The sequence below is a fragment of the Moorena sp. SIO3A2 genome, from assembly GCF_010672265.1.
Classification (GTDB): Bacteria; Cyanobacteriota; Cyanobacteriia; order Cyanobacteriales; family Coleofasciculaceae; genus Moorena; species Moorena producens.
The window spans coordinates 1-26,957 of the sequence record NZ_JAAHHC010000071.1 but is presented as its reverse complement, the minus strand read 5'-3'; the positions used below and the strand labels follow the sequence as shown (position 1 = coordinate 26,957).

Sequence of the window (26,957 nt, the reverse complement as noted above, 5' to 3'; positions counted from 1 at the left end):
CTGGAGCAAGCCAAAAGGCAAGCCGAGAGGTTGAGAGAATCTAGGAGCCGTGTGAGATGAAAGTCTCACGCACGGCTTTGAAGGAGAGGTGCTCCGGATAATACCGGACATCGACTCTAATAAGCTTACCGAGTAACCGAACCGTTGGGTGGTGTTGGTAAGAAGCCCATACTGAACCTGTAAAGGTCAGTGTGGGAGTATGTCACGCTGGCTCTTAACGCTTTCACGTCAGATGATTCTATCATAACATACAAAAACTTTAATTATAACATATTTTGCAAATTTTTGTAACAAAGTGTTGGGGGAATCGGGAATCGGGAATCGGGAATCGGAACCCACCCCTAACCCCTCCCAGGAGGGGATCGGGAATCGGGAATCGGGAATCGGGAGTCGGGAATCGGGAATCGGGAGTCGGGAATCGGGAATTGGGAATTGGGAGTCGGGAAAAAAATAGTGCTAGATAATTTTGGCTAAAGTATAGCGCTAAGTTAAAACTATGCACTTAATCAATCCAACTATCCCATAACACCTAAAACTAACTTAGCGCTAGATAAACGTGGTTAAAGTATAGCGCTATTTTTTTAGCCATTAATTATCCCATAAGAATCCAAAAAAATAGCGCTAGATAAACGTGGCTAAAATATAGCGCTAAGTTAAACTTATCCACTTAATCAAACTAAACATCCCATAACCTTTATAAAAGGTTAGCGCTAGATAAATGTAAATTTTTGTTAAAAAGCCAGACAGCCTAGAAAATCATGTGTTACCTTAAATATAAGATTAGCGCGATAGTAAAGGGGAACAAAAAATGAACCAACAAAGCAAGATAGTCGGAACTACCCAAGCAGCTTTTCTTCTAGGGATTTGCGTCCAACGAGTTCGCCAACTTCTGAAAAATGGCAGAATTAAGGGCGCTCAAAAAGTAGGCAGATTTTGGCAAATTCCCCTATTTAACGGCTTGCCTAGGGTCAGTCCTGGTCGCCGTGGACCCAAGGGAACCTGGAGAAGAGGTTTCCAAAAGGTGGCGAGTTACGTTCATGTCAACCAAAACGTCATTAGGCAAAATAAAAAGTACGACACCTACAACCCTGTGCTCACTGTCAAACAAGGCAACCGCAACACCTACGGTCATTATGTAGAAATCAAGGGTCCATCTCGGTTAGTCTATCAACCCAATTCTCCCAAGGATTGTGGAGCTACGGTGTGGCTGGAAGTTGACCCTTCTGTCGAAATTCTCACTAAAGTTTTTAGTTAATTGCAGGATGGGTATTAGCTTAGCGTTGCTGAATTAAGGAATGAATGCGCGATAATCTGGTTTTATTAAAGCCCCCTAAATCCCCCAATTATGGGGGACTTTGAGAGTTTTGTTCCCCCACCGGTGCGCTTTCCGTCGGCGAATTAAATTCGCCACGGGTCGCACCGCAAAATTGGGGGGCTAGGGGGGCGAAACCATACCCAGAATCAGCAACGCCATTAGCTTGGGGTCATTTCAGCTGGAAGCTGCTTGTTTGCGTAGCTTAAGAATTTAAAAACAAGGTGTTAACTTGAAGGTTAAAACTTTAAAATTAATGGCTTTTGGTGTTCCTTGGCCTAAAGGCCAGGCTACGGGAACGGGTAGGTTTAAATTTGGCAAGTAGACAACTGCGGCCAAGTTTACTGTAGTTGGTTTAATGTTGTTGGCAAAGCGTTCAACTCAAACAGGACGCAAAAGTTATCCCTAGATGACTCATAGATCTACTTACTTGTTACTTGTCAAATTCAGCCAACGCAAAACTTATTCCTATATACACTGATAGATTGACAGATCTATTACATTAGTTGTCAATTTCTTGCCTTGCTCTTGACTACTGTTCCTGTTGTTTGTCACTCTAGCACCAGGAAAACTAATTAATAGTTCTTACCTAAGAAAAACAGTTACGATATGGTAAGTAATGTTTAGATTTGTTGCAGTAGTAAAAAGTTCATCTCTGTTAACCTTGGGTGTATTAGCAGTCGTTAGTAACCTAATCCTGAAACCTTTAGAAGCTGGGGCTGTTGTTAATGATCAGAGTCTGGTCTTCGTAAAGGATTCATTGCCACAGGAACCAGTGCCAATTCCAGAGAAATTGAACAAAGGGGATAATCAGGTTTTAGGGAGCGACACTGTAACAAATTTCAACGCCATGGGTATTAACCAGCTCCCGAGTCCTCCAGCCCCAGCAAAAATTAGTCAAGCCCTACCTCCGAACCTACCTCCGGGTATAGAGCTACCGGAGGATCGGCTGCCGGAGAGACCTCCCTCTCTGGAACCAGCGCCAGAACCCCAACCTCCCCAGAAACTTCCTCCTGTGGATGAACTTCTTGACCCATCTACCCCTAGCCCTGATCTACCGGACGAAATTCTGGAGGATATTCCAAGACGAATCGTCATTAAACGCTTTAATATTATTGGCTCAACGGTATTCAGCCAGGAAAAATTAGCGGAAATTACCGATCCTTTCCTCAATCAACCCATCTCCTTGCCAAGATTATTTAAACTCCGGTCTGAGATCACCAAGTTATATGATCAGGAAGGATACGTTAACTCTGGAGCCTATATCCCACCTCAGGAACTTGAAGATGGGGTAGTTACCGTTGAGATTATCGAAGGGGAATTAGAAGATATTATTGTCAAGGGTCTGAGTCGGCTTAATCCTAATTACATCAAAAGCCGTCTTGCGATCGCTACCAAGAAGCCTCTGAATGTAAGGCGCTTACTGAACGGCTTACAAATGCTGCGACTCGACCCTCTAATTGCCAACATCTCAGCTGAATTGTCAGCGGGGGTGGAGCCTGGGGAGAGTTTGCTAGAAGTAACAGTAACTGAAGCCGATACTTTTAGCACCCAAATAGTAATAGATAATGGGCGCTCTCCCAGTGTAGGAAGCTTTCGGCGTCGTCCCCAAATTCGAGAAGGCAATTTACTGGGATTGGGAGATGCTTTAGAATTCAACTACACCAACACCGATGGTAGTGATACCTTTGATGTCAGCTACACCTTACCGATTAATCCCCGTAATGGTACTCTGCGCTTGGCTTATGGGACAACAGCTAGTGAAGTAATTGAGCCTCCTTTTGATAGGATAGATATTGACTCAGAATCACGGTTTTATGAGATAACCCTGCGCCAGCCTGTATTCCAAACCCCTACCGAAGAAGTAGCTATTGGTATCACCGGCTCACGCCAGGAAAGTGAAACATCTATCTTGAATAGACCCTTTGCTTTATCAGCAGGAGCTGATGATGAAGGGCGTACGCGGATTAATGCCATCCGGTTATTCCAAGAGTGGACTAAGCGCAGTGAGCAACAAGTGTTAGCAGCTCGTTCCCAGTTAAGTATCGGGATTAGTTCAGGAGATACTACGATTAACAGGGGTGGACCCGATAGCAATTTCTTCGCTTGGCGTGGTCAAGGGCAATGGGTAAGGCTACTGGCACCAAATACTATATTATTAATCCGAGGGGATGTGCAACTAGCAGACCGAGGCTTGGTACCATTAGAACAGATAGGGATTGGGGGTTTACAGAGTGTACGGGGCTATCGCCAGGATCTGATTCTATCCGACAATGGTGCGTTTATTTCTGCGGAGCTGCGTCTGCCAATTATTCAGAATCCTGATAGCGGAACTCTAGTGCAGTTGACTCCTTTTCTTGATTTTGGTACTGGCTGGAATAGAGACGATGATATTGATGATAACACGATCGCATCCCTTGGTCTAGGTTTGCGATGGCAGCAAGGAGATTTACTGGAGGCTAATATCGGCTGGGGCTTGCAGTTAGTGGATGTTGAAACTAGGGATAGAACGTTACAGGAAGATGGCTTCTACTTTTCGGTGATTTTTAGACCATTTTGAACATAAAAATTAAAATTCTAAATTCTAAATTCTACATTCTAATTAAGATAGCGTTTTTCATAGTGATGAGGTGCAGCAAGGGAGAAAATGAATCATGGTCAAAAAAAGGATATATTATGGTAGTCTAGCGAGAGTAAATCGAAAATCCTTAGGGTTGAGGATAAGGCGGTGGATAAGGTTACCTCTAATTGCTATATTAACAGCGTTACTGTGCAATTTAGTCCCTCCGGTTTTAGCGACAGTCCCACAAACTTTGAAAGTGGAAAGGTTGAAGGTTGAAGGGTATATTGCTCTTAAAGCTACTAACCTTAAACCTGATCACCTTAAAGCTGCTAATCTTGACCTTTCGGCCACGCTACGGGAAAAACCTGCTAACTTTCAACCTGCTAACTTTGGCCTTTCGGCCACGCTACGCGAACAACCTAAGAACCTTGAACAGGCTAACCTGACAGTTTCCACGTTACTTAAACAGGGGCAAGGTCTCTACGATTCAGGTAGATTTGCCGAAGCAGTAGATGTTTTAGAACAAGCTCTTGAGAGTAATCAAAGTAAGGGAGATCAGCTATCAGAAGCGATGGTGTTGAGTAATCTCTCGTTGGCTTATCAGCAATTGGGATTATGGAATCAAGCCAAGAATGCGATCGCTAATAGTGAAAAACTATTGCGCTCTATAAAATCCCCCGATTCGACAGCATACTTACAAGTGCTGGCTCAATCCCTAATGATAAAAGGAAGTATTGAGCTTGGTTCATCAGAAGCAAAAGCAGCAATGGAAAGTTGGGAGCAAGCTGCAGTAACTTATGGTGAATTAGGGGATGAAGCTGGTGAGATTCGCAGTCGGATTAATATAGCCCAAGCCTTACAAGACTTAGGGATGTATAAGCGGGCGTTGAATCTACTCAATCAGGTGGAGGAATCGTTAATTGCTCAATCTAACTCTTTGAATAAAGCGATATTGTTGCGATCGCTTGGGAATATGCGTCAATTAGTAGGACAGCTGAGCCAATCCCGGCAAACCTTAGAAAAAAGCTTACAGATTGCCCGAAGCTTATCATCGTCTCAAGAGATTAGCGCTACACTATTTAGTTTAGGGAATACAGCCCGGGCTCAGCTTAGCTCAGGGGATACAGCCGAGACTCAGCAAGAATTAGAAGAAGCTATTGACTACTATCAACAAGCATTCGATCAGTCTACGGATCAAATAACTAAGCTTGAAGCCCAATTAAATCAACTTAGCTTATTGATTGATAATAAAAGGATAAAGCAAGCCCAAGCACTAATCCCTCAAATCCTGCCCCAACTAGAATCCTTACCTCTGAGCCGCCGCAGTATCTATCTGAGGATTAATTTTGCTCAAAGCCTAATGAAGGATGAACTTAGAAGTATCAAGGATGAAGGAAATTTTGAGATTTCAGCCAAGAGACTTCAGCCTTCGGTTAAGATTGCGGTTGCTCCTTCTTATGAAATTGCTAAAATCCTAGCTACTGCGGTACAACAGGCTAAAGCATTGGGAGATAAGCGAGCGGAAGCTTATGCTCTTGGTAGTCTAGGTCAACTGTATGAGCAGAATCAGCAGTTGCCAGAGTCTGAAGACCTGACTCAACAAGCCTTAAAGCTAGCTCAGGAAGTCAATGCTCCGGATATTAGCTATCGCTGGCAATGGCAACTGGGACGTATTTCGACAGGGCTTGGGGAAGAGGAAAATGCGATCGCAGCTTACACAGAAGCTGTTAACACCCTCAAGTCTCTACGCAGTGACCTAGTAGCTGTTAACCAACAGGTCAGGTTTACATTTCGAGAGAGTGTAGAGCCAGTTTATCGAGAATTCGTGCAATTACTGCTGCAATCAGACAGGAATGAAGCCAATCCCGACAACTTGGAAAAAGCTCGTGAGATCATTGAGTCACTACAGTTAGCCGAACTAGATAACTATTTTCGCTCAGCCTGCTTAAATGCTACTCCTGTAGTGATTGATCAAGTCATCGACCAAGTTGATACTAAAGCAGCATTAATTTATCCTATCATACTACCAGAAAGCGTGGATATTATTATCCGCTTACCCCAACAACCACTGCGCCACTATAGAACAGAGCTTCCCCAAGACCAAATTGAATCTACTCTGGAAGACCTGCGTCACTTCCTACCCCAGCTTCATCGACGGAAATTTTTCCCAATGTCGCAGCAGGTATACAATTGGATAATCCGACCGATTGAAGAGGATTTAGCTAACTCTCAAGTAGACACCCTAGTATTTGTTCTTGATGGAGCCTTGCGCAATATTCCGATGGCAGCACTTCACGACGGTAAGCAGTATTTAGTCGAGAAGTATAGTATAGCGCTAACCCCTGGACTAGATTTAATGAATCCCCAGCGCTTAGTCAGGGAAGATATCAAAGTCCTAACGGCTGGGTTATCTGAATCCCGTCAGGGATATAATCCTTTGCCATTTGTAGAAGTAGAGCTAGAGAAAATTAAGGCTCAAGTTCCTAGTGAAATCTTACTCAATCAGGACTTTACTGAAACCAACTTTGAAAATTCTGTTGAAGCAGCTCCTTTCCCAGTAGTACACATCGCCTCCCATGGTGAATTTAGCTCTGAAGCTGAGAAGACGTTCATTCTGACCTGGGATAGTAAGATAAATGTTAATGAGTTGAAGGACTTACTGCAAACAACAGACCTACGCCAATCCACTCCGATCGAATTACTGGTGCTGAGTGCATGCCAAACAGCAACTGGGGACAAGAGAGCGGCTCTGGGTATAGCTGGTGTAGCGATAGAAGCAGGAGCACGTAGTACTCTTGCTTCTATTTGGCTAGTGGATGATGAAGCCACAGCTGTGTTAATGAATCGATTTTACCAGGAACTTACTGACAAATCAATCTCAAAAGCTGAAGCCCTCAATCGCGCCCAAAAATCAATTTTACAAGACCCAAGCTATGAACATCCTTATTACTGGGCTCCTTATATTATGGTAGGGAATTGGTTGTAGTAGCGTTAGCCATCAGCGGTCAGCAGTCAGCAGTCAGTGGTTAGTTGTCAGTGCTCAGCTGATAGCTGATAGCTGATAGCTGATGGCTGATGGCTTAAAGAAGAGCAGGGTTTTACCAAGGATTACCAACTACTGTAAAAGCCGCCCAATAATAGGGATGGGATAAATCTTCGTAGTTGAGAGATGCTAGTTCTGGAGGCAAGGATACATTTGGTCGATCAGTAACACTAGCCAAACTTACCTTTTGTTTCAACATGCCTATCTGAGCTTGTCGCAAGGCTTCAGCCTTAATTGGTACAGTTTTAAGAGACCGGTAAAATTCACTCATCAGCACTAAGGTTCCCCCATCGCTGACAGACCACAAACTAGCTACTGCTGACTTGACATTGGCGCGAACCGCTAATCCCGCAAAGCCTAGCTCAGCTTCTTTATCCCCGATGGCAGTTTGACAAGCACTCAGCACCAATAATTCTACCGCTGGTGAGTGCCAACGTAATTCAGCGAATGTATCTAAAGTCAGTTTACTATTCCAAAACTGAATATAAGACTTGTTTGGTTTTCCCGCCTGGAAGTCTGAATGAGTTGCCAGGTGCAGGATTTGAAAATTCTTATGATATCCCAGTTGCCACTGTAGATTAGTTAGGGTAAAATCTTTATTGAGGAAAGATTTTCCTTGCCAGGGATATTGGGTGATAACAGATAACTCTACCGGCACAGCAGGTAAGGAATTGTGTTCATTAAATTCTGATGCCCCCATAGCCAAAACATCGGAATTTTTCAGGTCACTATAGACAGTATCTGTTAATTTGAAGGCAGGAATCAGGGCTAAGCTATACTTTTCCACCAGAAACTCTTGGCCATCATGTAATGCAGCAAAGGGCAGGTGACGTAACCCTCCACCTAGGCAAAAAATTAGATTGTTGATACCCTGAGTTTTAAGGTATGGTTCCAATGGCTCAATCATCCACTGATAGAGTTGCTGAGCTACTGGTAGATAATCTTTAGTGTGTCTACGAATAGGATGAGTAATAGTTTGGATAAACTCTTGCACTAGGCTCAACAGAGCTTCCTTATTGGCTGCGGAGACACGCTTGTGAATGGGCTTACCTTCTGGTGTAATTAATACCAGCTCTAGTTGCTGGGGTCGCGGAACCATATAGATCAGACCAGGCTTTTGACCAGTTTGATTGGTGATTTTGCCAAGAGTATCAGCAATTTCTTCCACAGTGATGGATTGGTCAGGAAAATTGATGTCTAGGTGATTCTGATATTGTTTTTCCCAAGTTTGTTCAATTAAAGGTACTGCTTCTACTACTTGGTTATTGTCCAGGGCTTGTCCAAAGTTGGGGGGATTAACAGCTGGTGATTGAGCAATAGTTTGAGTAAGAGCATTGGATACAGTGTTGTTAGACATTGGCTTAGTGGCTTGTGCCTGCACCGAAAGAGCACTGATAGTTCCGGTGAAGTGTAGTGTCGCTAGGAACCAGCTAAAGCTAGTCGCTATTCGTTTCATAGTTACCTCACGGGTAAAAGCAAAGGTAAGTAGCAAACGTAAGTATTTAGCGTGGGCGTAGCGTGACCTACGGTCAATCGCGCTACGCCCACGTTACACGAAGGCACTTATCCAGTCAGCTTTGGAATCAAGCAAAACTTAAGAATTTGGCTGAAAGTGGCCAATAGATAAGTTTTTCTTGACAAATCTCCGTTTTTCGGATTATCATGATTAGGAGTAGCTGAAAGCTAAACGCTAAACGCTTAATACTTACGATTAGAAAGAGCAGAATTGACAGCAGATGGATTAAAAATCCATCTGTCAGAATAGTCAATATTTGTGAGAACAATAAGTAATAGCAACCCTATTTAATGGAAATCAGGATTGCTAATTAGGATTGCTCTCTATTACTTATCAGCCTTGAGTTAACTATTTATGCAAGAAAGAAAAATAATTATTTAAGAAAGGTATTGCGCTACAGTAACTCAATCTTCTTCAGCTGCTTCAACCCCAAAAACACGGTTAAAGGATTTGAGAACCTTATATCCTGAATCAATTGATTCGAGGGGGTCTTTACGCAAGCGGTGTCGTAAACATAAGGTAATCACCCGGCGGATATCATCCACGGTAACTTCAGTTCGTCCTTCAAATGCAGCCAGGGCCTTAGCCGCCCGATTAGTCACAATATCACCCCTGAGCCCATCCACATCGAGTTCTGAGCAAACTTCTGAAATATTCACCCGAAAGTCGTAGTCCATTTCTACTTCAGCAAGTCGCTCTTGAGCCATTACTATCTGTTTCTGTAATACTTCTTGCTCAGATTGGTGCTGTTCAATATATTTGTGAGGATTTTGGTCAAAATATCCCCGTTCTTCCACAATTTTGACTCGCAGCACTGGTTCTTTGACCGTACGGATTTCCGCGTGCATCCCAAAGCGGTCTAGTAACTGGGGTCGTAATTCTCCTTCTTCCGGGTTACCAGAACCTACTAACACAAAGCGAGCAGGGTGGCGAATGGATATGCCTTCCCGTTCTACAGTATTCCAACCACTAGCAGCGGAGTCTAGGAGTACATCCACTAGGTGGTCATCCAGCAGGTTAACCTCATCGACATAGAGGATGCCTCGATTAGCTTTAGCCAACAGTCCTGGTTCAAAAGCTTTGACCCCTTCAGATAAAGCTTTTTCTATATCGATTGTACCACAAACCCGGTCTTCAGTTGCCCCTAAGGGTAAATCTACCATGGGAACTTTTTTCTTGACCGAAGTCCTGGATGCAGCTGCTCCATTACCATTGCCCATCCAGTCAGGTTCCTGAGGGTCACTATTGAAGGGGTCTTCAGCAACTACATCGATTTCTGGTAATAAATCAGCTAAGGCACGAATAGTAGTAGATTTGCCTGTGCCGCGATCGCCCATGATCATTACTCCCCCAATTTTGGGATCGATCACATTTAGGAGCAATGCCAGTTTCATTTCTTCTTGACCGACAATGGCAGTGAAAGGAAACACTAGGCGGCGAGTAGTCTTGGGCGCTTGGGCAGTAGGACTCACTGGGATTACTTTATTGTTGTTGATTTTTCTCGACGATTACTATTTTGCCATAGGGCGTGCCCTGAGAGTTGATCAGTCTTTTCCCTTTTAGCAGGAACTTCCAGTCGCTCCAGAAGTCCAGCCAAGATCTATGCCTATAAACTTCATAATTTACTCTTTTTCACAAAAATTAATGAAAATCTGTAACTAGTGTTACTTTTTGTGTTTTTATTTGGTAAATATAGCTACTTTTTACCAAAATGTTTGTATGATTCAAAATGTAAAGGATTTCGGTGTATAAACAAATACCAAGTTGCCGACTGTCCCTGCAACTTGGCATGAAGACGAACAATGCACTGCATCCTGACAGGAAGCAGTGAACTATCCATATATTCGTACACATCTATTTTGAGGTTTTAGTCATGAGCATGCAAGAGCTTAGCAGCACAACCCAGTCTCATGTTGTAACTACACAGTGGCAGCATCCAGTCAGGATGACTATGCTGATAGTTTTGTGCTCCTTGGTGATGGGGTTAGTGCCGTTTATGTCTATTTCAAATTTTGCCCAGACACAAACCCAGACTCCAATCACCCTTGGTGAGGCAGGTCTTTGGGAAACTCTTGGAGAGCGCAATTGAGAATGGAAACTTTAAACAATTAACTAAAAACTTTGAGCTTCTGTAAAATCGGTGTTCCTAATGGCTCTTGGTTGGGATTTTGCGATCGCATACTGTCAGTTTCACTGATGGGCACCAAGTTAACAGCACAGGCTTTTAATTCTGGTTCCAGGGAAATGGGACAAGATTCGGGATGGGTCAGAGCATTAGCTTCTGCCTGATTTGCCCACAAAGCTCCCCAGTGCATGGGAGCAAACACTGTACCAGGAGTAATCGCTTTAGTGACTTGAGCTGGGAAGCGGCAAGTTCCGCGACGCGATCGCACTTCTACCCAACCCCCATCTTGAATCCCCAGCTTCTGGGCATCACGGGGATGAATTTCTAGTAACGGATTGGGGTACATTTTGGTGATTTTCTCAATCCGTCCGGTGCGGGTTTGGGTGTGCCAGTGACCATAAAGTCTGCCACTGGTCAGCACCAACGGATACTCGTCCGACGGGGGTTCTGCCAGTCCTTTAGAATGGAAAGCGGCAAATTTTGCCTTGCTATCTGGCGTATTGAATCGGAAGTCAGTATAAAGCCGTTTGCCAGTATTGCTGATTGACTCAGAAGACTCTTGGTTTTGGAACTCCTCAGGGCAAGGCCATTGAATCGGACCGTCTTTCCGTAAGCGTTCGTGACTAAGTCCGGTCATGTCACAAAGTCGTCCACGGGTCAGTTGGACAAATTCCCGATAAACAGCAGCAGAGTCAGTAAAGTCAAATTCTTTAGTAAAGCCTAGGCGACGCCCTACTTCCGCAAAGATTTCCCAATCCGGTCTGGCTTCCCCTGGTGGATTACGGAATTGGGGGCAAAGGGTGACAACTCGCTCAGAGTTAGTCATAGCGCCAGTCTTTTCACTCCACTGGGCTGCTGGGAGCAAGACATGAGCATAGGCAGCGGTTTCAGTGGGGTAGTAGGCATCTTGATAGACAGTAAAGGCGGATTTTCTTAGGGCTGCCTTAGTTCGTTCAATATCCGGCATACTGACAGCTGGGTTAGTGGCAGCAATCCACAAGAAACCGACTTCTCCAGTTTCTAAACCTTTGATCATGCTCCAAGCATCAAGACCAGGATTAGGAGAAATTGTCCCTGGCTTGAGTTTCCATAACTGTTCCACCTCACTACGGTGTTGGGGATTCTTTACTACCCGATAACCCGGTAAGATGTGAGCCAGTCCCCCAGCTTCTCGTCCTCCCATCGCATTAGGTTGACCAGTTAGAGAAAATGGTCCTGTTCCTGGTTTACCAATGTTGCCTGTCATCAGGTGCAGATTGATGATGGTGCGGACTTTAGCGGTACCTTCTGAGGATTGGTTAACCCCCATTGACCACAAAGACAGGACACGCTTTGATTTTGCCCAGTAGCGAGCGGCTTCCTCAAGTTCATGCACCGGTATACCACATCTTTCAGCAACGATTTCCGGTGGATAGTTGATAATTATCTGAGCGTATGCGGAGAAGTCGCTGGTACACTCCTCAATAAATTCCGTGTCCAGTTTACCCCAGCGCAATAGTAAGTGAGCCATACCATTGAGTAAATCAATGTCAGTACCCGGTTTAATCGCTAGATGTAAATCAGCCAGCTTAGCGGTAGACGTGCGGCGAGGATCTACCACTATCATTTTAACATGACGATGCTTTTTGTGATGCTTACGTAGACGGTTAAATACAATGGGGTGACAGTCTGCTGTATTAGTCCCAATCAAAAAGGCACAGTCAGTTAATTCTAGATCGTCATAGCAGCAGGGAGGACCATCGGAACCAAAACTTTGGATGTATCCAGCTACAGCTGAGGACATGCACAGGCGGGAATTAGCATCAAAGTTATTGGTACCGAGACAACCTTTGAGCAATTTCTGGGCAATATAGTAGTCTTCGGTTTGGAACTGACCGGAACCGTACATACAAATTGCTTCTGGTCCTTGGGTGAAACGAACCGTCTGAATCCGATTCACTACTCGGTCTAGGGCTTCATCCCAACTGACTCGCTGAAATGGTTGGTCTAGGGAATCCCGCATCATGGGATACTTGAGGCGGTCTTTATCCAAAGACTCGCTAACCGTGGCACCTTTGACACAAACCATACCCTGGTTTGAGGGATGAGAGCGATCGCCTCTGACTTTCCAAATCGGATTGCCTTGGCTATCTCGATAGGTAGCACGACCAGAACCAGCTGGAGGCAATACTTCCAGACCACAGCCCACCCCACAGTAGGGACAGAGTGTCTTAGCTGAGTCAGTCATGATGTTTTCCCCCAATTTTTTTTTTTCACTATTTTTATAGTTTGTAACTATATTAAATAGTTTTTTCACTTAATTTATGATTAATATTATTAATATTTCTTATATCAAATATCAGTTATTACTAACAAATGTTGAGTTAAAATTAATCATAAAAATTAATCATAAATTAGTTAGCTAGTTCGCTACATTATTTACCGTCTTAAGGATTTTTCAATAGCAATTATATCTTTCGATAGGATTTTGTGAAAATTTTTGTTAATTCAAAATCAGGTTAAGTCTTGAAGAGCTAATACCTAAAGGTTGACTATTTTTTCCTTGTTTAAGAAGCGATTATTTCGGAGGTGAGCGTTGGGGCAATCTTGATTAAGATTGCCCCACTTTTATCTAGATATTTTTGAGCCATCTAGTGCAACATTTAACCTGTACAAACCTAATTCGGTAGGACGATGGTATAGCATTAGTTAAAACTAATGGTTGTTGCCGACAAAGCTTTGCCAAAGACAAAGCGCTAATTTTATTTATTGATGGAGGCTCTTGGCCTACTCCGTTCGCCGCACTGTAACTTCACTCAGTCCATTATTTTACGTCGCTTAACTTACGACCAGCTTCAGGAGCTTTTAGTTCTTCGTTGGGCGGTAGTGTTCCCTTGTTAAACAAGTTACTGACTCATTTCAGTGTAAGAAAATGAATAGTATTTGACAAGGTAAGGGTAGAAAATTCGTGTTTTTGTTGCATCTCTAGAGTGATGTCAACCATACCCAACAAGTAACTAGTTCATCAAGTCTCCAGTTTCCATAGCGGCAGCAGGGCTAGCAGCAGTAGCGTATTGTTCTTCCCCTTCATGGAGGTCAGCAAAGGAACCCTTAGGTTCTTTTAAGACTAGGAAGCACAGGAAGGCAACAATCAAAGCTGTAACACCCAACATCTGGAAGAATATGCGGTTACCCACATCTCCTGCTGGCAATAAACTGAAGATAGTCAGGTAAGCGACAGCACCCACGTTTCCGTAAGCACCTACGTTACCAGCCACCTGACCGGTGATCCGTCGCTTCACCAGAGGTACGATGGCAAAGGTAGAGCCTTCTCCAGCTTGCACAAAGAAGGAACAAGCCATGGTCAGCAGTACCGCACCAGGAAGCCACCAGCCTCCTTTCACCGTACTGAAGATCAGATAGCCAATACCCATACAGAATGTTAGAACTGCCATGGTCATCTTGCGGCTACCCAGTTTATCAGAGATTAAACCCCCACCAGGACGGGACATCAAGTTCATGAAGGCGTAGCTAGCAGCAATCATCCCGGCTGCTTGTTTGCTCAGTCCGAAGGTGCCTTCAAAGAAAGCAGGGAGCATAGAAACTACAGCTAATTCAGAGCCGAAGTTAACAACGTAGGTCAACTCTAGAATGGCAACTTGAGAAAAATTGAAGCGGTCTTCAGGAGGATAGCGCTTACGACCTGCTAACAAATCTTTGTTAACTGCCCAGCAGTTGTAAGCTTGGAACAAATACAACCCAAGTAGACCAGCCCAAACGATGTAGAGAACATTTTGCTCGAAAAAGCCTACTTTATTCAAGCGCCAAGCCAGGACACCAAGAATGATGGATAGAGGAGCATTCATCACCATCAGAAACCAAAAGTCTTTTTTGGTGGTGACTTCCATTCCTCTGGCGCTTTTGGGCTTCTGATAAACTTTGCCTGGGGGAGTATCTTGGACGTTAAAATAATAGAGGACACCATACAGAGCAGCGATAATCCCGGTCCCAGCAATGGAAAAGCGCCAGTTCAGACCTGGACTGCCAAAGGCTAAAAATGCGGCAATGGTAGGTAGGGTAAAGGCTGCTGCTGCAGAACCAAAGTTACCCCAGCCCCCGTAAATACCTTCGGCTAAACCAATTTCTTTGGGAGGGAACCATTCTGCCGTCATCCGGATGCCAATCACAAAACCTGCACCTACGATACTCAGTGCCAAGCGGCTAATCACCAGTTGACTAAAGTTCTGTGCCGAGGCAAAAGCAATACAAGGTATTGCTGCATAAATCAGCAAAAGGGAGTAGGTGATTCTTGGTCCGTATTTATCTAACAGCATCCCGATGATGATACGGGCAGGCACTGTCAGGGCAACGTTACAAATTGCGATGGTTCGGATTTGACCTACTTCGAGACCGAAGTCTGATTTCACCTGTGTTGCTAGGGGCGCTAAGTTGAACCACACTACAAATGACAGGAAGAAAGCAAACCAGGTCATGTGGAGGATTTTATACCTACCACGAAAGGACCACATTTCTGCGAGCATCTATATACCTTTCCTCTACTCAAACAAACTACGAAAACAGAAGATTCACGCACCAACAGCATTAGCCATTACAGCTGAGCGTTTGGGTTAATTTAGTCTCCTCCAAAAACTACTCCAAAGAATCCCTTTCAAAACAATCCAGCTGATCGGTTGCCATCAACTTGCTGACTGATTAAAGTTACCTATTAGTTTGAATACTATAGCTTATTGTTTTAGGGTAATTCTTTCGGAATTCATTGCTACAGTAATCGCCCATAGATACTAATTTTCTGAGGTTAACTTAATACTATTGTTCAGGTACTAATAGTGACACCCCTGAAACAGAAGTTTCGTATGATTTGTTACAAATTGTATATTATGTTGAATTAAATGCATATTTAATATTCAATAGTTACATCAAAGCCATAAAATTGGCGTGTTGGCCAATTGTGGAATCAATTGAGGGTAATGGGTAATGGGTAATGGGTAATGGGTAATGGGTAATGGGTAATGGGTAATGGGTAATGGGTAATAGGTAATGGGTAATTGACTACTGACCACTGACCGAACTATAACTTGAGATTATTCCTAAGTTAAGCAAAGCCAATTAGTGAAGCAGCTGAAGGTTGATTGGTGGTTTTAGCTGCATGGCATTCTAAACCAGCTAATGTGATGCAAGCCTTGGGCGCATAAGAAGTTTAGAGACTTTCAATAGATAAAGTCTCTAGGTCGGCTTTTTTACTTGGGATTTTTTACTTGGGCTTTTTTACTTGGGCGATGCTTGGGTCTTAAGTGACTGATAGCTGATAGCACCTCAAGTAGCACCATCTGTAGCGCATAAGCTGAAGGCTTAATTGACAGCAGCAAATAGCTGAGAACGATCAGCTCGGATATCGAAACCATTGAGATAATTAACTGGCTGACTAGGATCAAATGCTCTTTGATCCACAAACACATCAGCAGGTTCAACCCTCATACGCTCACTAGGTAGATCGATTTTCAACGCCTTGGCAACCTCTTCATAAATTTTCACTGGATAAATCCGGTCGATAATTTTATCCGCATCCTTAGGATATTGACGTCGGTTAATATGACGCCAGCGAATCATTTGGGTTAGCAACCAAACACCATGGGAGCGCCAAGGATAATTAGCATGATTGGGCTTTTTCAGATAGTCTGTATCTTGGAAGTGAAATAAATTAAAATCAGGGATTGCTTCAAATCGGTCTTTCTGGTCAAAGCCACCATAATTATAGTTGCCCAGTAAAGAACCTTCTATATAATTTACCTTAGTGTCGATGTATTTGCTCCTAGATATAATCTGAGCAATTGACTGGCGATTTTCTAGTTGGTCACAATACTGACAAGCTTCCAAAACAGCCGCTACCAAGGCTCGGGCGGTTGTGGGATGTTTTTCTGCCCAAGGTCCCATGGTTGCGAGTATTTTTCCTGGATGACCTTTCCAAATATCCCGATTGACATAAACCGTAAATCCAGACTGGTCTACAACTGCTCTTTGGTTCCAGGGCTCATCTAAACAGTAGCCATCTACTATCCCAGCTTGGAGTTTGTATACCATTTGAGATGGTGGAAACTCGATTAACTTAATCTGTTTATCGGGATTAATCTCTATAGCTGATAGCCAGTAGAGAAGGGTATAGTTTGCCATGGAGTTGGTCAAGTCTATCCCTAGCTTGAGGGGCTCGGCTAATTTTTTAATGTATTTCCTGTAGGAGTAGGCAAAATCTTGGAAATTATAGTACTCCGTTGAAGCACGAATAGCACCTTGCCAAGCTTTTTTGGAAAAGGTGATCCCAGCACCATTGCGATTGAGCATCATTAGAGATATCACTGGTGCCTTGGGTGAACCAAAATTGGTTAGTATTGGCAATCCAAACAAGGCAACGCAGGCATCTATACCCCATGATAGTAAGTCTTTGTGAACCGCTGACCAGTCAGGATATTTTTTAAGACCCACATTCAGACCATAACGCTGAAAAAAACCCTTTTCTTTGGCAATGATTAAAGGAGCACAGTCAGTTACAGGAACAAAGCCAATGGTGAGGTTAGTTTTCTCTAACTTACCAAAGTTAGCTGGAGGTCCTTGAGTTGGCTCAGAGGAGCGATCGCGTTTTGGGAAATCGAATAGATTATTTGAGCTACAGGCACTAAAACCACATCCTACTGTGGCATACCCGATGTATTTGAGAAACTTGCGGCGCTGCTGCTCCATAAAACTGATACAAACCTAGCTAATGCTAGTTAATGCTGTTTATTTCCTGCTTCTTTCGGGACTGTCGGCAGCACCCCGTCCACAGGCAGACACCGTAGAGCCCACGGCGTTTTTCAGATTTATCGCTGCGTTCAAATCCCTGTCCAGGATTAGACCACATTCACTACAGTTATACGTCCTGATTGCCAACGGCATCTTCTGACGATGCCCGCAACTTGAACAAAGCTGAGATGATGGATAGAACCTATCCACCTTTACCAATTTGGCACCATACCACTGACACTTATACTCAAGTTGTCTTTTGAATTCATAGAATCCTTGGTCAGCGATCGAACTAGCCAGCTTATGATTAGCCATCATTCCCGATACATTTAAATCCTCAATTACCACCGTGCCGTGGTTTTTGGCTAAGTAAGTTGTGAGTTTTTCCAATGTGTCTTTGCGAATGTTGGCAACTCTTTGATGCTGTAATGCTAATCGGTTTACTGACTTGTGCCAGTTCTTGGAACCTTTTGTCTTTCTCGACAAATCACGGTGTAATCTAGCTAGTCGCTTTTTAGCTTGGCGGTAGGGTAATGAACCAGTGAAAACCTTCCCTGTACTAAGGGTGGCTAATTCTTTTATTCCCACATCTACCCCAACCACATCGATTTGTTTATGTGTTGGTTGTGGTTGATACTGATAATGAAAGCTCAGATACCAGCCGTCAGCTTGACGAGATATAGTGATTTTTTTTGTTTCTAAATCTGGCAATGGTTCATAAGTTCTTACCCATCCCAACTTGGGTAGTTTGTGCTTGCATCCTGAAAATTTTATCGGTTTTCCCGAATTATCTATGGTGAAGCTATCGTGTCTACCCTTTTTTTTGAATCTGGGATATTTCCCTAGTCCTTGGAAAAAGCATTTGTAAGCTGAGCCTAAGTTAATTAAGGCGTACTGGTACACTTTGGATGATAGTTGACTCATCCAAGGGTAGTTAGGTTTAACGTGGTGGGTAAACAATTTTCTGATTGTACTCACTGAGGGTTTCAATCCTTGTTGAGAGGCTTCCTGCCATATTGCCAAGCCCCAGTTGTATACCCATCGAGAGTACCCAGCATGTTGTGCCATCAAGGTTTTTTGATAGTTATTGAGTTTTAGTTTAGTCTTGAGCGCTTTATACATGCTTGATAACCTTTGCTAAGGTTTTCTATTCACTATTAGCAACTCCGACTCAGAACTAACCTAGTGGGATTTTGCTCCAAAATTCTCGATCAGTATATTACCCAAGACCTCTGGTAAGTCATCACAAGCCACACTTTTGAGCACACACTCGCCCAGTTTAGCATCTTTCCCGACTTTGCCACCCATGTAAATATTGACTCCTTCAACAGACTTACCGTCTTTACGCACCTTGGTTCCCATCAAACCAATATCAGCTACTTGGGGTTGACCACAAGAGTTGGGACAACCTGTCCAATGAATCCGCACGGGGTTTGGTATGTCTAACTTTTCTTCCAGTTCCCGAACTATTGCCAAGGCACGATTTTTGGTTTCAATCAGAGCAAAATTGCAGAACTGTGCTCCTGTGCAAGATACTAGAAGCCGTTCTAGGGGTTTGGGCTCAAGGGTAAATTTCTGCAAGAGGGGTTCAGCTAAGAAAGCGTCGAGATTAGCATCCGGAATATTCGGAATAATCACATTCTGCTCAACTGTGAGGCGGATTTCGCCACTGCCATAAGCCTCAGCCATCCGTGCCATATCAAACATCTGCTGAGCATAAAGCCTACCAACGGGCACGTGTAAACCCACATAATTCAGACCTGGTTGCTTTTGAGCAAAAACACCGATATGGTCTCGTTTTTCCCAATCTATTTCATCGTGAGGAGCAGCCGTCGGGAGTTCTCTACCAAACTGCTTACTGACTTCCTCCCGGAACTTATCAATCCCCCACTCATCAATCAACCACATCATCCGGGATTTTTGCCGATTCGCCCGCGAGCCTTCGTCGCGATAAACCTCTAGTATAGCACGACACAAGTCAACCACATCATCATTAGGCAGTACCCAAGCATTGAGGGGAACAGCAGCTTCACAACGCTTGGCCGAGAAAAAGCCACCTACGAGTACATTCAAGCCTAGTTGTCCATCTTTGTAGGCAGGCACGAAGGCAATATCATTAATTTCAGCATGGACTGAGTTATCCCGACCCCCTTCAATAGCAATATTGAATTTACGGGGCAAGTTAGTAAACTCATAATTTCCTTGACTGTTATTAGTGATCATGTCCTGTACTTTTTGGACAAGATCCCGAGTGTCAATTAATTCATCGCGATCTATCCCCGCCATGGGAGAACCAGTAATATTGCGGACATTGTCCATACCAGATTGGACGCTAGTTAAGCCAACTTGCTCGAACCTGCGGAAAATATCAGGCATGTCTTCAATGCGGATACCTCGCAACTGGATGTTTTGGCGAGTTGTAATATCAGCACTACCATCTTCACCATAACGCTGGACTATCTCAGCTAGTACCTGCATCTGAGTGCTGTTGACAATCCCGTTGGGTGTCCGCATCCTTAGCATGAACTTGCCTGGAGTAACAGGTCTATAAAAGACACCCATCCACTTCAGCCGATGCTGTAGGTCATCTGGATCTATTGCTTCCCAGCCAATTCTGGCAAACTCTTCTATTTGTTCCTTAATGGCAAGACCATCTTTCTTTGCCTTGAATTTTTCAAATTTGTTCAGTTTTTTGGCGGCTGGCTTAGCTGCGCTGGTCATAGCTGTTCCCTCGTTGCCTATTGCTCTATTGCGATAAGTTTTGTCCAGAGCCTCTGATGTCACTACTCTTGATGTTGATAAATTAATTTAAAGTATTGCTAAAATTTTGTATATTTTGTTACTTAATAATGATTTTAATTAAAAAAATGCATAAATTAAATGCACAAATTGCATTATAAAGTTATATCAAGTCTGCCCCTGCTCCAGAAGCTCCCCTGCACCCGAAGCTTCCCTGCTGTCATAACCATGGCATTCAAAGGAAGACCAGCTTACTCCCAATCCTGACTGGACAGGGGTAGTCTAACGGTAAACACAGTACCGACACCAACCTGGCTATCTACCAAAATTTGACCACGGTGCTGCTCTACACTCTTTTTAACAATCGATAATCCTAGACCTGTACCAGGAATATCCCCAACATTGCTAGCTCGCTGGAAAGGTTCAAACAGCTGGGAAAGCTCTTGTTCGGGAATACCAATTCCCGAGTCTTTAATTTTAAAAATTGCCCAGTTACCTTCCACGGTTAACTGAAACTCTACCGTTCCCCCTTCAGGAGAATACTTAATCCCATTGGATAGCAAGTTATTGAAAATATATCTGAGGAGTTGGGTATCCATATAGGCATCAGGAATATTACCTTGAGAAGTCAAAATAATCCTATGGCTCCCCTCGGTAGCCAACTGCATCTGCTCTATCAAATCAGAGCATAATTCTACTAGGTTAATTGGAGTTGGGTGAAAATTTAGCTTGTTTCCTTCTGCTTTTTCAATAAAGAGGATTTCATCCAAGAGTTGTCTCATATCTTGGATAGAGCCTTTAATTTGCTCAAAATACTTGCGATGTTTATCCTTGACCAAATCTTTGCTATAACGTTCTAACAATTCAGTAGCTAGGAGAACTTTACTCAGAGGTGTACGACATTCGTGGGAAACAATAGAGACAAAGCTAGATTTTTGTTCTCTAAGCTCCTGTTCTATTACTAGTGCTTGACGGATTTTTGTTTCTGCTTGGAAGCGAGAAAGGGCAATTTCAATGGTAACTCGCAGTTCTTCTTCCTCAAATGGTTTCAGGAGGTAACCAAACGGTTGGGTTATCTTAGCTCTTTCTAGGGTGATATCATCACTATAGGCCGTCAAATAGACCACTGGGATATTCCATTTTGTCCTAATCAGTCTGGCAGCAGTCACTCCATCTATTTCCCCTTTCAGACGAATATCCATCAGGATTAAATCCGGTTGAATTTCCTCAGCTTTTATAACTGCTTCTTCTCCAGATACAGCCACAGCAGGAACCATGTACCCTAGGAGTTTGAGGCTATTCTTGATATCCATAGCCACAAGGGTTTCATCTTCAACAACTAGGATTTTTTTCTTGGTCATGCTCGACTTGCCCTAGAGATCCAGTGAATGGGGAAACTTTATTTCTAATCTAGTGCCTTGGCTACAGTCAAGGATGATGTTACCCCCCAGTTGTGCAGTCAAGTTACGAACAATACTCAAACCAAGGGATTTAGTGGATTGAAAGTCTAAATTGTCCGGTAAACCAATACCATTATCACTTACCTTCAGGATTAGCTGACCCTGTTGATCTGAACTTAGACTGATTTCCATCTTACCCTCTTGATTTTCAGGAAAGGCATATTTGAGTGAATTAGACACCAATTCATTGATGATTAGCCCACAGGGAATAGCTACATCAATGGTCAAGGGAGCTGTGGTAACTTCGATATTGAGGGCGATTGTCTGTGGGTTAATGCCGTAGGAACGGAACAAGTTATTGGTTAAGGTTTGAATGTATTTTCCGAAATTAATCTGGGCTAAATTTGGCGATTGATACAGCTGCTGGTGAATCAGAGCCATAGATTGAACCCGATGCTGGGAATCTTTGAACAAACTTAATGCTTGTGGATCTTCAACTTTCCTTGACTGTAGTCGGAGTAGGCTAGAAATAATTTGCAGGTTATTTTTGACCCGGTGATGAATTTCTTTGAGCAAAACCTCTTTTTCGGTTAGAGAGGCTCTCACCTGATTTTCTGCTTGCTTGCGTTCGGTGATATCTACAATTTGATAAAAAAATTTTCGGGGCTTACCTTGAGAATCCCTGACTAAAACTGCTTTCTTGGTCAAAACATGGATCACTCTACCATCTTTGGAGAGTAAGCGATTTTCCATCTGAAAGTGGGATGTTCTTCCTGGCCACAAGTCTTGATTCGGGGTAAGGTTAATTGTCAAATCATCGGGATGGATAATATCTGTAGCCTTTTTCTGCCCCAGTTCCTCGGCTGTGTAACCAACCGTGTCACAACAGGCTTGATTAACCTTTAGCACGGAGTCATCAGTGCTGGTAATTGCCATACCCATGGGAGAGAGTTCAAAAATCAGGCGAAATTGTTCCTCACTTTTGCGAAGTTGTTCATTGACGAACCGTAGGTCAGAAGTCCGTTGTTCGACTCTGAGTTCTAGTTCTTGGTTGAGCTGTTGTAGAGCTAATTCTGCCTGTTTATGCTCGGTGATATCAATCCCTACACACACGGCTGCAGCACCTTGCTGGTACTTCTGAGCGGCAATTAGATAATATCTCGAAGAATTTTTCACTTTCAGCTCGACCACCTGGGAAGCTCCTGAGTCCCGACAGGCGAGAAACTCACCCATAAAGCCAACAAACTGAGGGCTGCTCTCCAGAAAGCCCAACTCTTTACCGACAAAAGTCTCTGGAGGTAATTGCAGGCTCTGAGCCAGATGTCGGTTCACCCCAAGATATCGACCATCAGCACTAATCCAAGACACCGCTCCCGGTACAGCATCCAAAACTGCCTCTAGTTGCTCTTTTGCTTGTCGCAGCTGATGATTAGCTTCGGACAATTCTGTTGTCTGTTTTTGAAATTGGTATTCCAATTGCTGATCACCCAGGGGCCATTTCTCCTGAACCTGCTTACGGTTGGTGATTTCCGGTTGTAATTGCTGATTGACCTGAGTTAACTGAGCAGTTTGTTGTTCCACTACTTGCCCAAGTCCTTTGATAATCCTACACATCTGTGTAGAGTCAAGGGTGGTGAGCAAGTTAGGCTGGTTAATAATGCCTAGCAACTCCCCTAGATCGCCAGTTTCCAACACTTGTGCTAGCTGCTGCTGTTCCATCTGTTAATATAGTTTGAATATTACTTAATAAGTACTCACCGAACAAGTACTATGGAACGCTGTTAGATGATCACAACATCTCCAACGGAAACACTATCTCCAACGGAAACACTAACCTGACCCAATCCGATAGACTTCCTCGACCAATGTTGCTAAACGCTGCATGGCAATTTCAATTTCTTCTTCAGTAGCGGTAAGGCTGATGCGAATGCACTGTTGCTGGTGAGACCAGTCTTCTCGTAAGCCGGGGAAAAATGTACTCCCAGGCACAACAATCACACCCACCTGCTTCAACTTTTGGTACAGTTCCCAGTCGGTAATTGGCAAATCCTGTAACCACAACCAAGCAAAGATAGCTCCTTCACCCCGATGCAAGAACCAAGGCAAGTCTTTGGGCATAGATTTGTCTAATGTAAGTTCAAGGGTCACAAACTTTTTCTGGTAGTGGGGGCGAATCACATTAGTGGCAATCTCGGGGAGTGCTCCAGATGCGATCGCTTTTGCGGCAATAGCTTGTCCATAGCGGGACGAATGAATACAAAGATTGGTCTGGAAGGATTCCAAAATGCTAATTAGCTTGGGATTTCCAATGGCTACACCAACCCGTTCCCCTGGTAGTCCAGCTTTTGATAAACTCAGACAGTGGATGATATTGTCTCGAAAGACTGGTGTCATTTCGGTAAAGTTCAGTGCTGGAAACGGTGGAGCATAAGCTGCGTCAATCAACACTGGCACATTGAATGGTGTAGCTATTTCGGCAATTTTGATTACTTCTTCATCGGTGATAACATTGCCAGTGGGATTACAGGGACGGGAAACAATTACACAGCCAGTCTCTTGGCTAATCTTTAATTGGCTGAAATCAGGGCGATACTTAAAGCGGTGTTGCTCGTGATTAATTTCCAGAGTAGGTTTGTATGCATATACTGCTTCTGGAGTCAAGCTTACTCCTCCATAGCCAGTGTATTCTGGAGAAAGGGGCAAGACAACTTGTTTGAGTTGGCCGCTGCTGGTGTAGCCACCAAAAACGTTAGCGGCGTAGAAGTAAATGGATTGAGAACCGGGAGTAATCAGGATATGGCGATCGCTTAGGGAAAGACCGTAGCGTTGATTGAAATCCTTTGCGATCGCATCGATCAGAGGCTGGTATCCTTGAGATGACCCATAGCGGCAAATCACCTCACCGTAGTCTGAGCTAGCCAACAGTTGTGCCGTACAATCGCGCCAAAGTTGCTCGACTTCTGGCAAAATCACTGGATTCCCTGCACTGAGATTAATCCAATCTTGTCCCTGACCAGCTCGTAGGGTTTCGATAATATCTTTCATAATCGCTCGGACACCAGTCAGTTTGGACATCTGAGTCCCAATTTGAGTCAGGGTAGGATCCATGGATAGTGATCACCTTTTGGCTTTGAGGATACTTGATCAAGCTTCTCCAATCGAAAATCATACCAAAATGCCGATTCTCGAACCAAACAAATATGCTCTTGCCCTTCACACCACTAGTCCTCAACTGGGGCTGGTGATCAGTAACTTTGCCAAGGATACCCGCTGCCAAACTTGGGACTTAGGGCGAGAGTTGTCTGCCCAATTGCATCAGCACTTGACTGAATTTCTGAATTCCCAAAGTTGGGAAAACTTAGAATTCATTGCGGTAGCTATTGGACCAGGTAGCTTTACGAGTACCCGTATCGGTATAGTTACTGCTCGTACCCTAGCACAACAGTTAGATATTCCCCTGTTTGGCATTTCTACACTGGCAGCGATCGCCTGGTTAGGGGAAGAGGGGAAAGAGGGGGAAGAGGGAGCTATGTATCAAGACAACTCGGGATCAGCAATCAGCAATCAGCAATCAGCAATTAGCACTCAAAACTTATCACTAAGCACTCAGATTGCTATTCAAATGCCTGCCCAACGGGGTCAGCTGTATACCGCCATCTATCAGCCATCAATAGCTGGTCTGGGGCTGAGGAAGATATTACCAGATGCTGTCATGACTTCAGATCAATGGAAACAAGTTTTGGATACCTTAGAAACACCATTACGATTGCTAGAGGCTCCGGCCAATTTAGGGAGTTATGCTAGGGGTGTCTTGGAACTTGCTTATCTCGATTGGCAACAGGGAAAGCGCCCCAACTGGTCAGAAGTACTGCCGTTTTATGGACAGCATCCAGTTTAAGAATTAAGAATTAAGAATTAAGAATTAAGAATTAAGAATTAAGAAAATTATATTTTTTTGATAATTTATAATTGAATTTATGGAGTATTTTTGAATTTTTTTTGATAATTTATAATTGGATTGATGAGGTATTTTTTGATTTTGAATTGATAATTTATAATTGGAGCGAAGCGATTGACCAAGCAAGAAGAACGTGCGTACTGGCTAGCATGGTCAGAAGTTCCCGGTATCGGATCAGTATTGCTCCAACGGCTACACCAACAGTTTGGAACTCTGGCAGAGGCTTGGAAAGCGTCAGCTTCAGAGTTAGGAGCAGTTGAGGGGTTCGGGGTGCGGCTGATCGAAAGAGTAGTGAAAATGCGTGGGCAATACTTACCGGAACAGCTACTTGAGCAACACTTGGTCAAAAATCCTTGTTTCTGGACACCAGCGGATGGAGAGTATCCCCGCTTGTTACTAGAAATTCCTAGTCCTCCCCCAAGGCTATACTATAGCGGAGTAGTTGATCTAGCAGAAAATTACGGTAGCAAGCCGATAGTTGGGATTGTGGGTACCCGCAATCCCAGCGAATACGGTAAACGTTGGACTCGTAAAATCAGTGCTACCCTTGCTAAGCATGGTTTTACAGTGGTGTCCGGTATGGCAGTGGGAATTGATACACAAGCCCATCGTGGGTGTCTGGAAGCGGGTGGTAGAACCATAGCAGTGTTGGGAACTGGTCTTGATGTGGTATATCCCTTGAGCAATAGTTATCTTTATAAACAAATTCAAGAACAGGGATTGGTAATCAGCGAGTATCCAGCCAGTACCAAACCCGCACGTTCCAACTTTCCCCAACGCAATCGGATTATTGCTGGTTTAAGCCGTGCAGTTTTAGTGATGGAAGCGCCTAATAAGTCCGGAGCGCTAATTACTGCTAGGCTCGCCAATGAGTTCTGTCGGGATGTCTATGCACTACCAGGTTCCTTAGATAATCCCAATTCTATCGGTTGTTTGGGACTGTTAAATCGGGGTGCCCATGTAATTTTAAGTGAAGGTCACTTGTTGGAAATGCTAGGAGCTATTCCAGAACTTGACCCCCACTCCGCTATAGAACAACCTTTACCCGCTTTACCTGTACCGACCTTAGAGCCAGCATTGGCAAAAGTGTTGGATGCGATCGCATTTGAACCAACCTCATTCGATATCATTGTCCAGCAAGCAGCTTTAGAAGCAGGCTCAGTATCCAGTGCCTTGTTACAGTTGGAACTAATGGGATTAGTGTCTCAGGCTCCAGGGATGCGATATCGAAGATTGATAACTGAATAGTTATTTAATGATTAATACAAATAACACTAATTTACGTTCCTTGGCTTTCAGATGCACGTTAGTATTCAAAATCCTCCCAAGCCAGAAGACATAGCAGCAAACATGAAGCGTCTGGGTGAGTTGGGATTGCAGGTTCAGGTCACCGAGATGGACTTGACACTCCCCGCTTTAAAAAGACGGGGATTCCATGATCTTTGACCGGCCTTAAACCTTCGTGTCCAAATGGCAATATCTAAGCCGAAATCCCGTCAAGACTAAGATTTCAGTTCAGCTCACGAA

The 26,957-nt window shown here is 43.8% G+C and carries 19 protein-coding genes; 7 read left to right on the top strand and 12 right to left on the bottom strand.

Going from position 1 to position 26,957, the window contains the following annotated elements:
* Nucleotides 1–259: 259 nt before the first annotated feature.
* The gene (locus tag F6K64_RS35050) at nt 260–502 is read right to left on the bottom strand and encodes a hypothetical protein (RefSeq protein ID WP_287267815.1); all 243 of its coding nucleotides are present in this window, start codon (nt 500–502) and stop codon (nt 260–262) included.
* Between the two features lie 306 nt (nt 503–808).
* On the opposite strand from F6K64_RS35050, the gene F6K64_RS35045 reads away from it, so the two are divergent.
* The 3 genes from F6K64_RS35045 to F6K64_RS35035 all read left to right on the top strand — a co-directional run bounded on the left by F6K64_RS35045 (nt 809) and on the right by F6K64_RS35035 (nt 6,861).
* Complete coding sequence (locus tag F6K64_RS35045; protein WP_287267813.1) at nt 809–1,255, top strand: helix-turn-helix domain-containing protein; 447 nt, start codon at nt 809–811, stop codon at nt 1,253–1,255.
* 676 nt (nt 1,256–1,931) lie between these two features.
* On the top strand, nt 1,932–3,872 hold the full coding sequence (locus tag F6K64_RS35040; RefSeq protein ID WP_008189066.1) for a ShlB/FhaC/HecB family hemolysin secretion/activation protein: 1,941 nt from the start codon (nt 1,932–1,934) through the stop codon (nt 3,870–3,872).
* A 259-nt stretch (nt 3,873–4,131) separates the two neighbouring features.
* Nucleotides 4,132–6,861 (top strand): CHAT domain-containing protein, encoded by a 2,730-nt coding sequence (locus tag F6K64_RS35035; RefSeq protein ID WP_287267811.1) that lies wholly within the window; start codon nt 4,132–4,134, stop codon nt 6,859–6,861.
* 112 nt (nt 6,862–6,973) lie between these two features.
* On the opposite strand, the gene F6K64_RS35030 is transcribed toward F6K64_RS35035, so the two are convergent.
* The gene (locus F6K64_RS35030) at nt 6,974–8,374 is read right to left on the bottom strand and encodes a CHAT domain-containing protein (protein ID WP_287267810.1); all 1,401 of its coding nucleotides are present in this window, start codon (nt 8,372–8,374) and stop codon (nt 6,974–6,976) included.
* Between the two features lie 464 nt (nt 8,375–8,838).
* On the bottom strand, nt 8,839–9,906 hold the full coding sequence (bchI, locus tag F6K64_RS35025; protein WP_287267808.1) for a magnesium chelatase ATPase subunit I: 1,068 nt from the start codon (nt 9,904–9,906) through the stop codon (nt 8,839–8,841).
* A 401-nt stretch (nt 9,907–10,307) separates the two neighbouring features.
* Between bchI and F6K64_RS35020 the strand changes: the two genes are divergently transcribed.
* Nucleotides 10,308–10,523, top strand: a complete 216-nt coding sequence (locus F6K64_RS35020; RefSeq protein WP_131826975.1) for a hypothetical protein — start codon at nt 10,308–10,310, stop codon at nt 10,521–10,523.
* Between the two features lie 19 nt (nt 10,524–10,542).
* Here F6K64_RS35020 and F6K64_RS35015 read toward each other — a convergent pair whose 3' ends face one another.
* The 9 genes from F6K64_RS35015 to F6K64_RS34975 form a co-directional block, all read right to left on the bottom strand.
* Nucleotides 10,543–12,786, bottom strand: coding sequence for a molybdopterin oxidoreductase family protein (locus F6K64_RS35015; RefSeq protein WP_287249374.1), 2,244 nt, complete (start codon nt 12,784–12,786; stop codon nt 10,543–10,545).
* A 769-nt stretch (nt 12,787–13,555) separates the two neighbouring features.
* Nucleotides 13,556–15,079 carry an MFS transporter gene (locus F6K64_RS35010; RefSeq protein WP_287249376.1) on the bottom strand — a complete coding sequence of 508 codons (1,524 nt, stop codon included), beginning with the start codon at nt 15,077–15,079 and terminating at the stop codon, nt 13,556–13,558.
* Between the two features lie 396 nt (nt 15,080–15,475).
* Entirely contained in the window at nt 15,476–15,619 is a 144-nt protein-coding gene (locus tag F6K64_RS35005) for a hypothetical protein (RefSeq protein ID WP_287267806.1), read from the bottom strand.
* Nucleotides 15,620–15,908: 289 nt separating this feature from the next.
* On the bottom strand, nt 15,909–17,291 hold the full coding sequence (locus F6K64_RS35000) for an ABC transporter substrate-binding protein (protein WP_287249379.1): 1,383 nt from the start codon (nt 17,289–17,291) through the stop codon (nt 15,909–15,911).
* Between the two features lie 39 nt (nt 17,292–17,330).
* Nucleotides 17,331–18,455, bottom strand: coding sequence for an RNA-guided endonuclease InsQ/TnpB family protein (locus tag F6K64_RS34995; protein ID WP_271969936.1), 1,125 nt, complete (start codon nt 18,453–18,455; stop codon nt 17,331–17,333).
* Nucleotides 18,456–18,515: 60 nt separating this feature from the next.
* Nucleotides 18,516–20,054: a ferredoxin--nitrite reductase gene (locus tag F6K64_RS34990; protein WP_287249382.1), complete on the bottom strand. Its 1,539-nt coding sequence runs from the start codon at nt 20,052–20,054 to the stop codon at nt 18,516–18,518.
* 269 nt (nt 20,055–20,323) lie between these two features.
* Nucleotides 20,324–21,433 (bottom strand): hybrid sensor histidine kinase/response regulator, encoded by a 1,110-nt coding sequence (locus tag F6K64_RS34985; protein WP_008189053.1) that lies wholly within the window; start codon nt 21,431–21,433, stop codon nt 20,324–20,326.
* 12 nt (nt 21,434–21,445) lie between these two features.
* Entirely contained in the window at nt 21,446–23,191 is a 1,746-nt protein-coding gene (locus tag F6K64_RS34980) for a histidine kinase dimerization/phosphoacceptor domain -containing protein (protein ID WP_287249385.1), read from the bottom strand.
* A 111-nt stretch (nt 23,192–23,302) separates the two neighbouring features.
* Nucleotides 23,303–24,580 carry a valine--pyruvate transaminase gene (locus tag F6K64_RS34975; protein WP_008189048.1) on the bottom strand — a complete coding sequence of 426 codons (1,278 nt, stop codon included), beginning with the start codon at nt 24,578–24,580 and terminating at the stop codon, nt 23,303–23,305.
* Between F6K64_RS34975 and tsaB the strand changes: the two genes are divergently transcribed.
* The 3 genes from tsaB (at nt 24,579) to F6K64_RS34960 (ending at nt 26,876) form a co-directional block, all read left to right on the top strand.
* A complete protein-coding gene (gene tsaB / locus F6K64_RS34970; protein WP_287267804.1) occupies nt 24,579–25,370 on the top strand; it encodes a tRNA (adenosine(37)-N6)-threonylcarbamoyltransferase complex dimerization subunit type 1 TsaB in 792 nt (263 codons plus the stop codon). The two genes, F6K64_RS34975 and tsaB, sit on opposite strands and share 2 nt — an antisense overlap.
* A gap of 174 nt (nt 25,371–25,544) precedes the next feature.
* Nucleotides 25,545–26,678, top strand: a complete 1,134-nt coding sequence (dprA, locus tag F6K64_RS34965) for a DNA-processing protein DprA (protein WP_287267802.1) — start codon at nt 25,545–25,547, stop codon at nt 26,676–26,678.
* A 51-nt stretch (nt 26,679–26,729) separates the two neighbouring features.
* Complete coding sequence (locus F6K64_RS34960; protein WP_008189043.1) at nt 26,730–26,876, top strand: endo-1,4-beta-xylanase; 147 nt, start codon at nt 26,730–26,732, stop codon at nt 26,874–26,876.
* Nucleotides 26,877–26,957 lie beyond the last annotated feature (81 nt).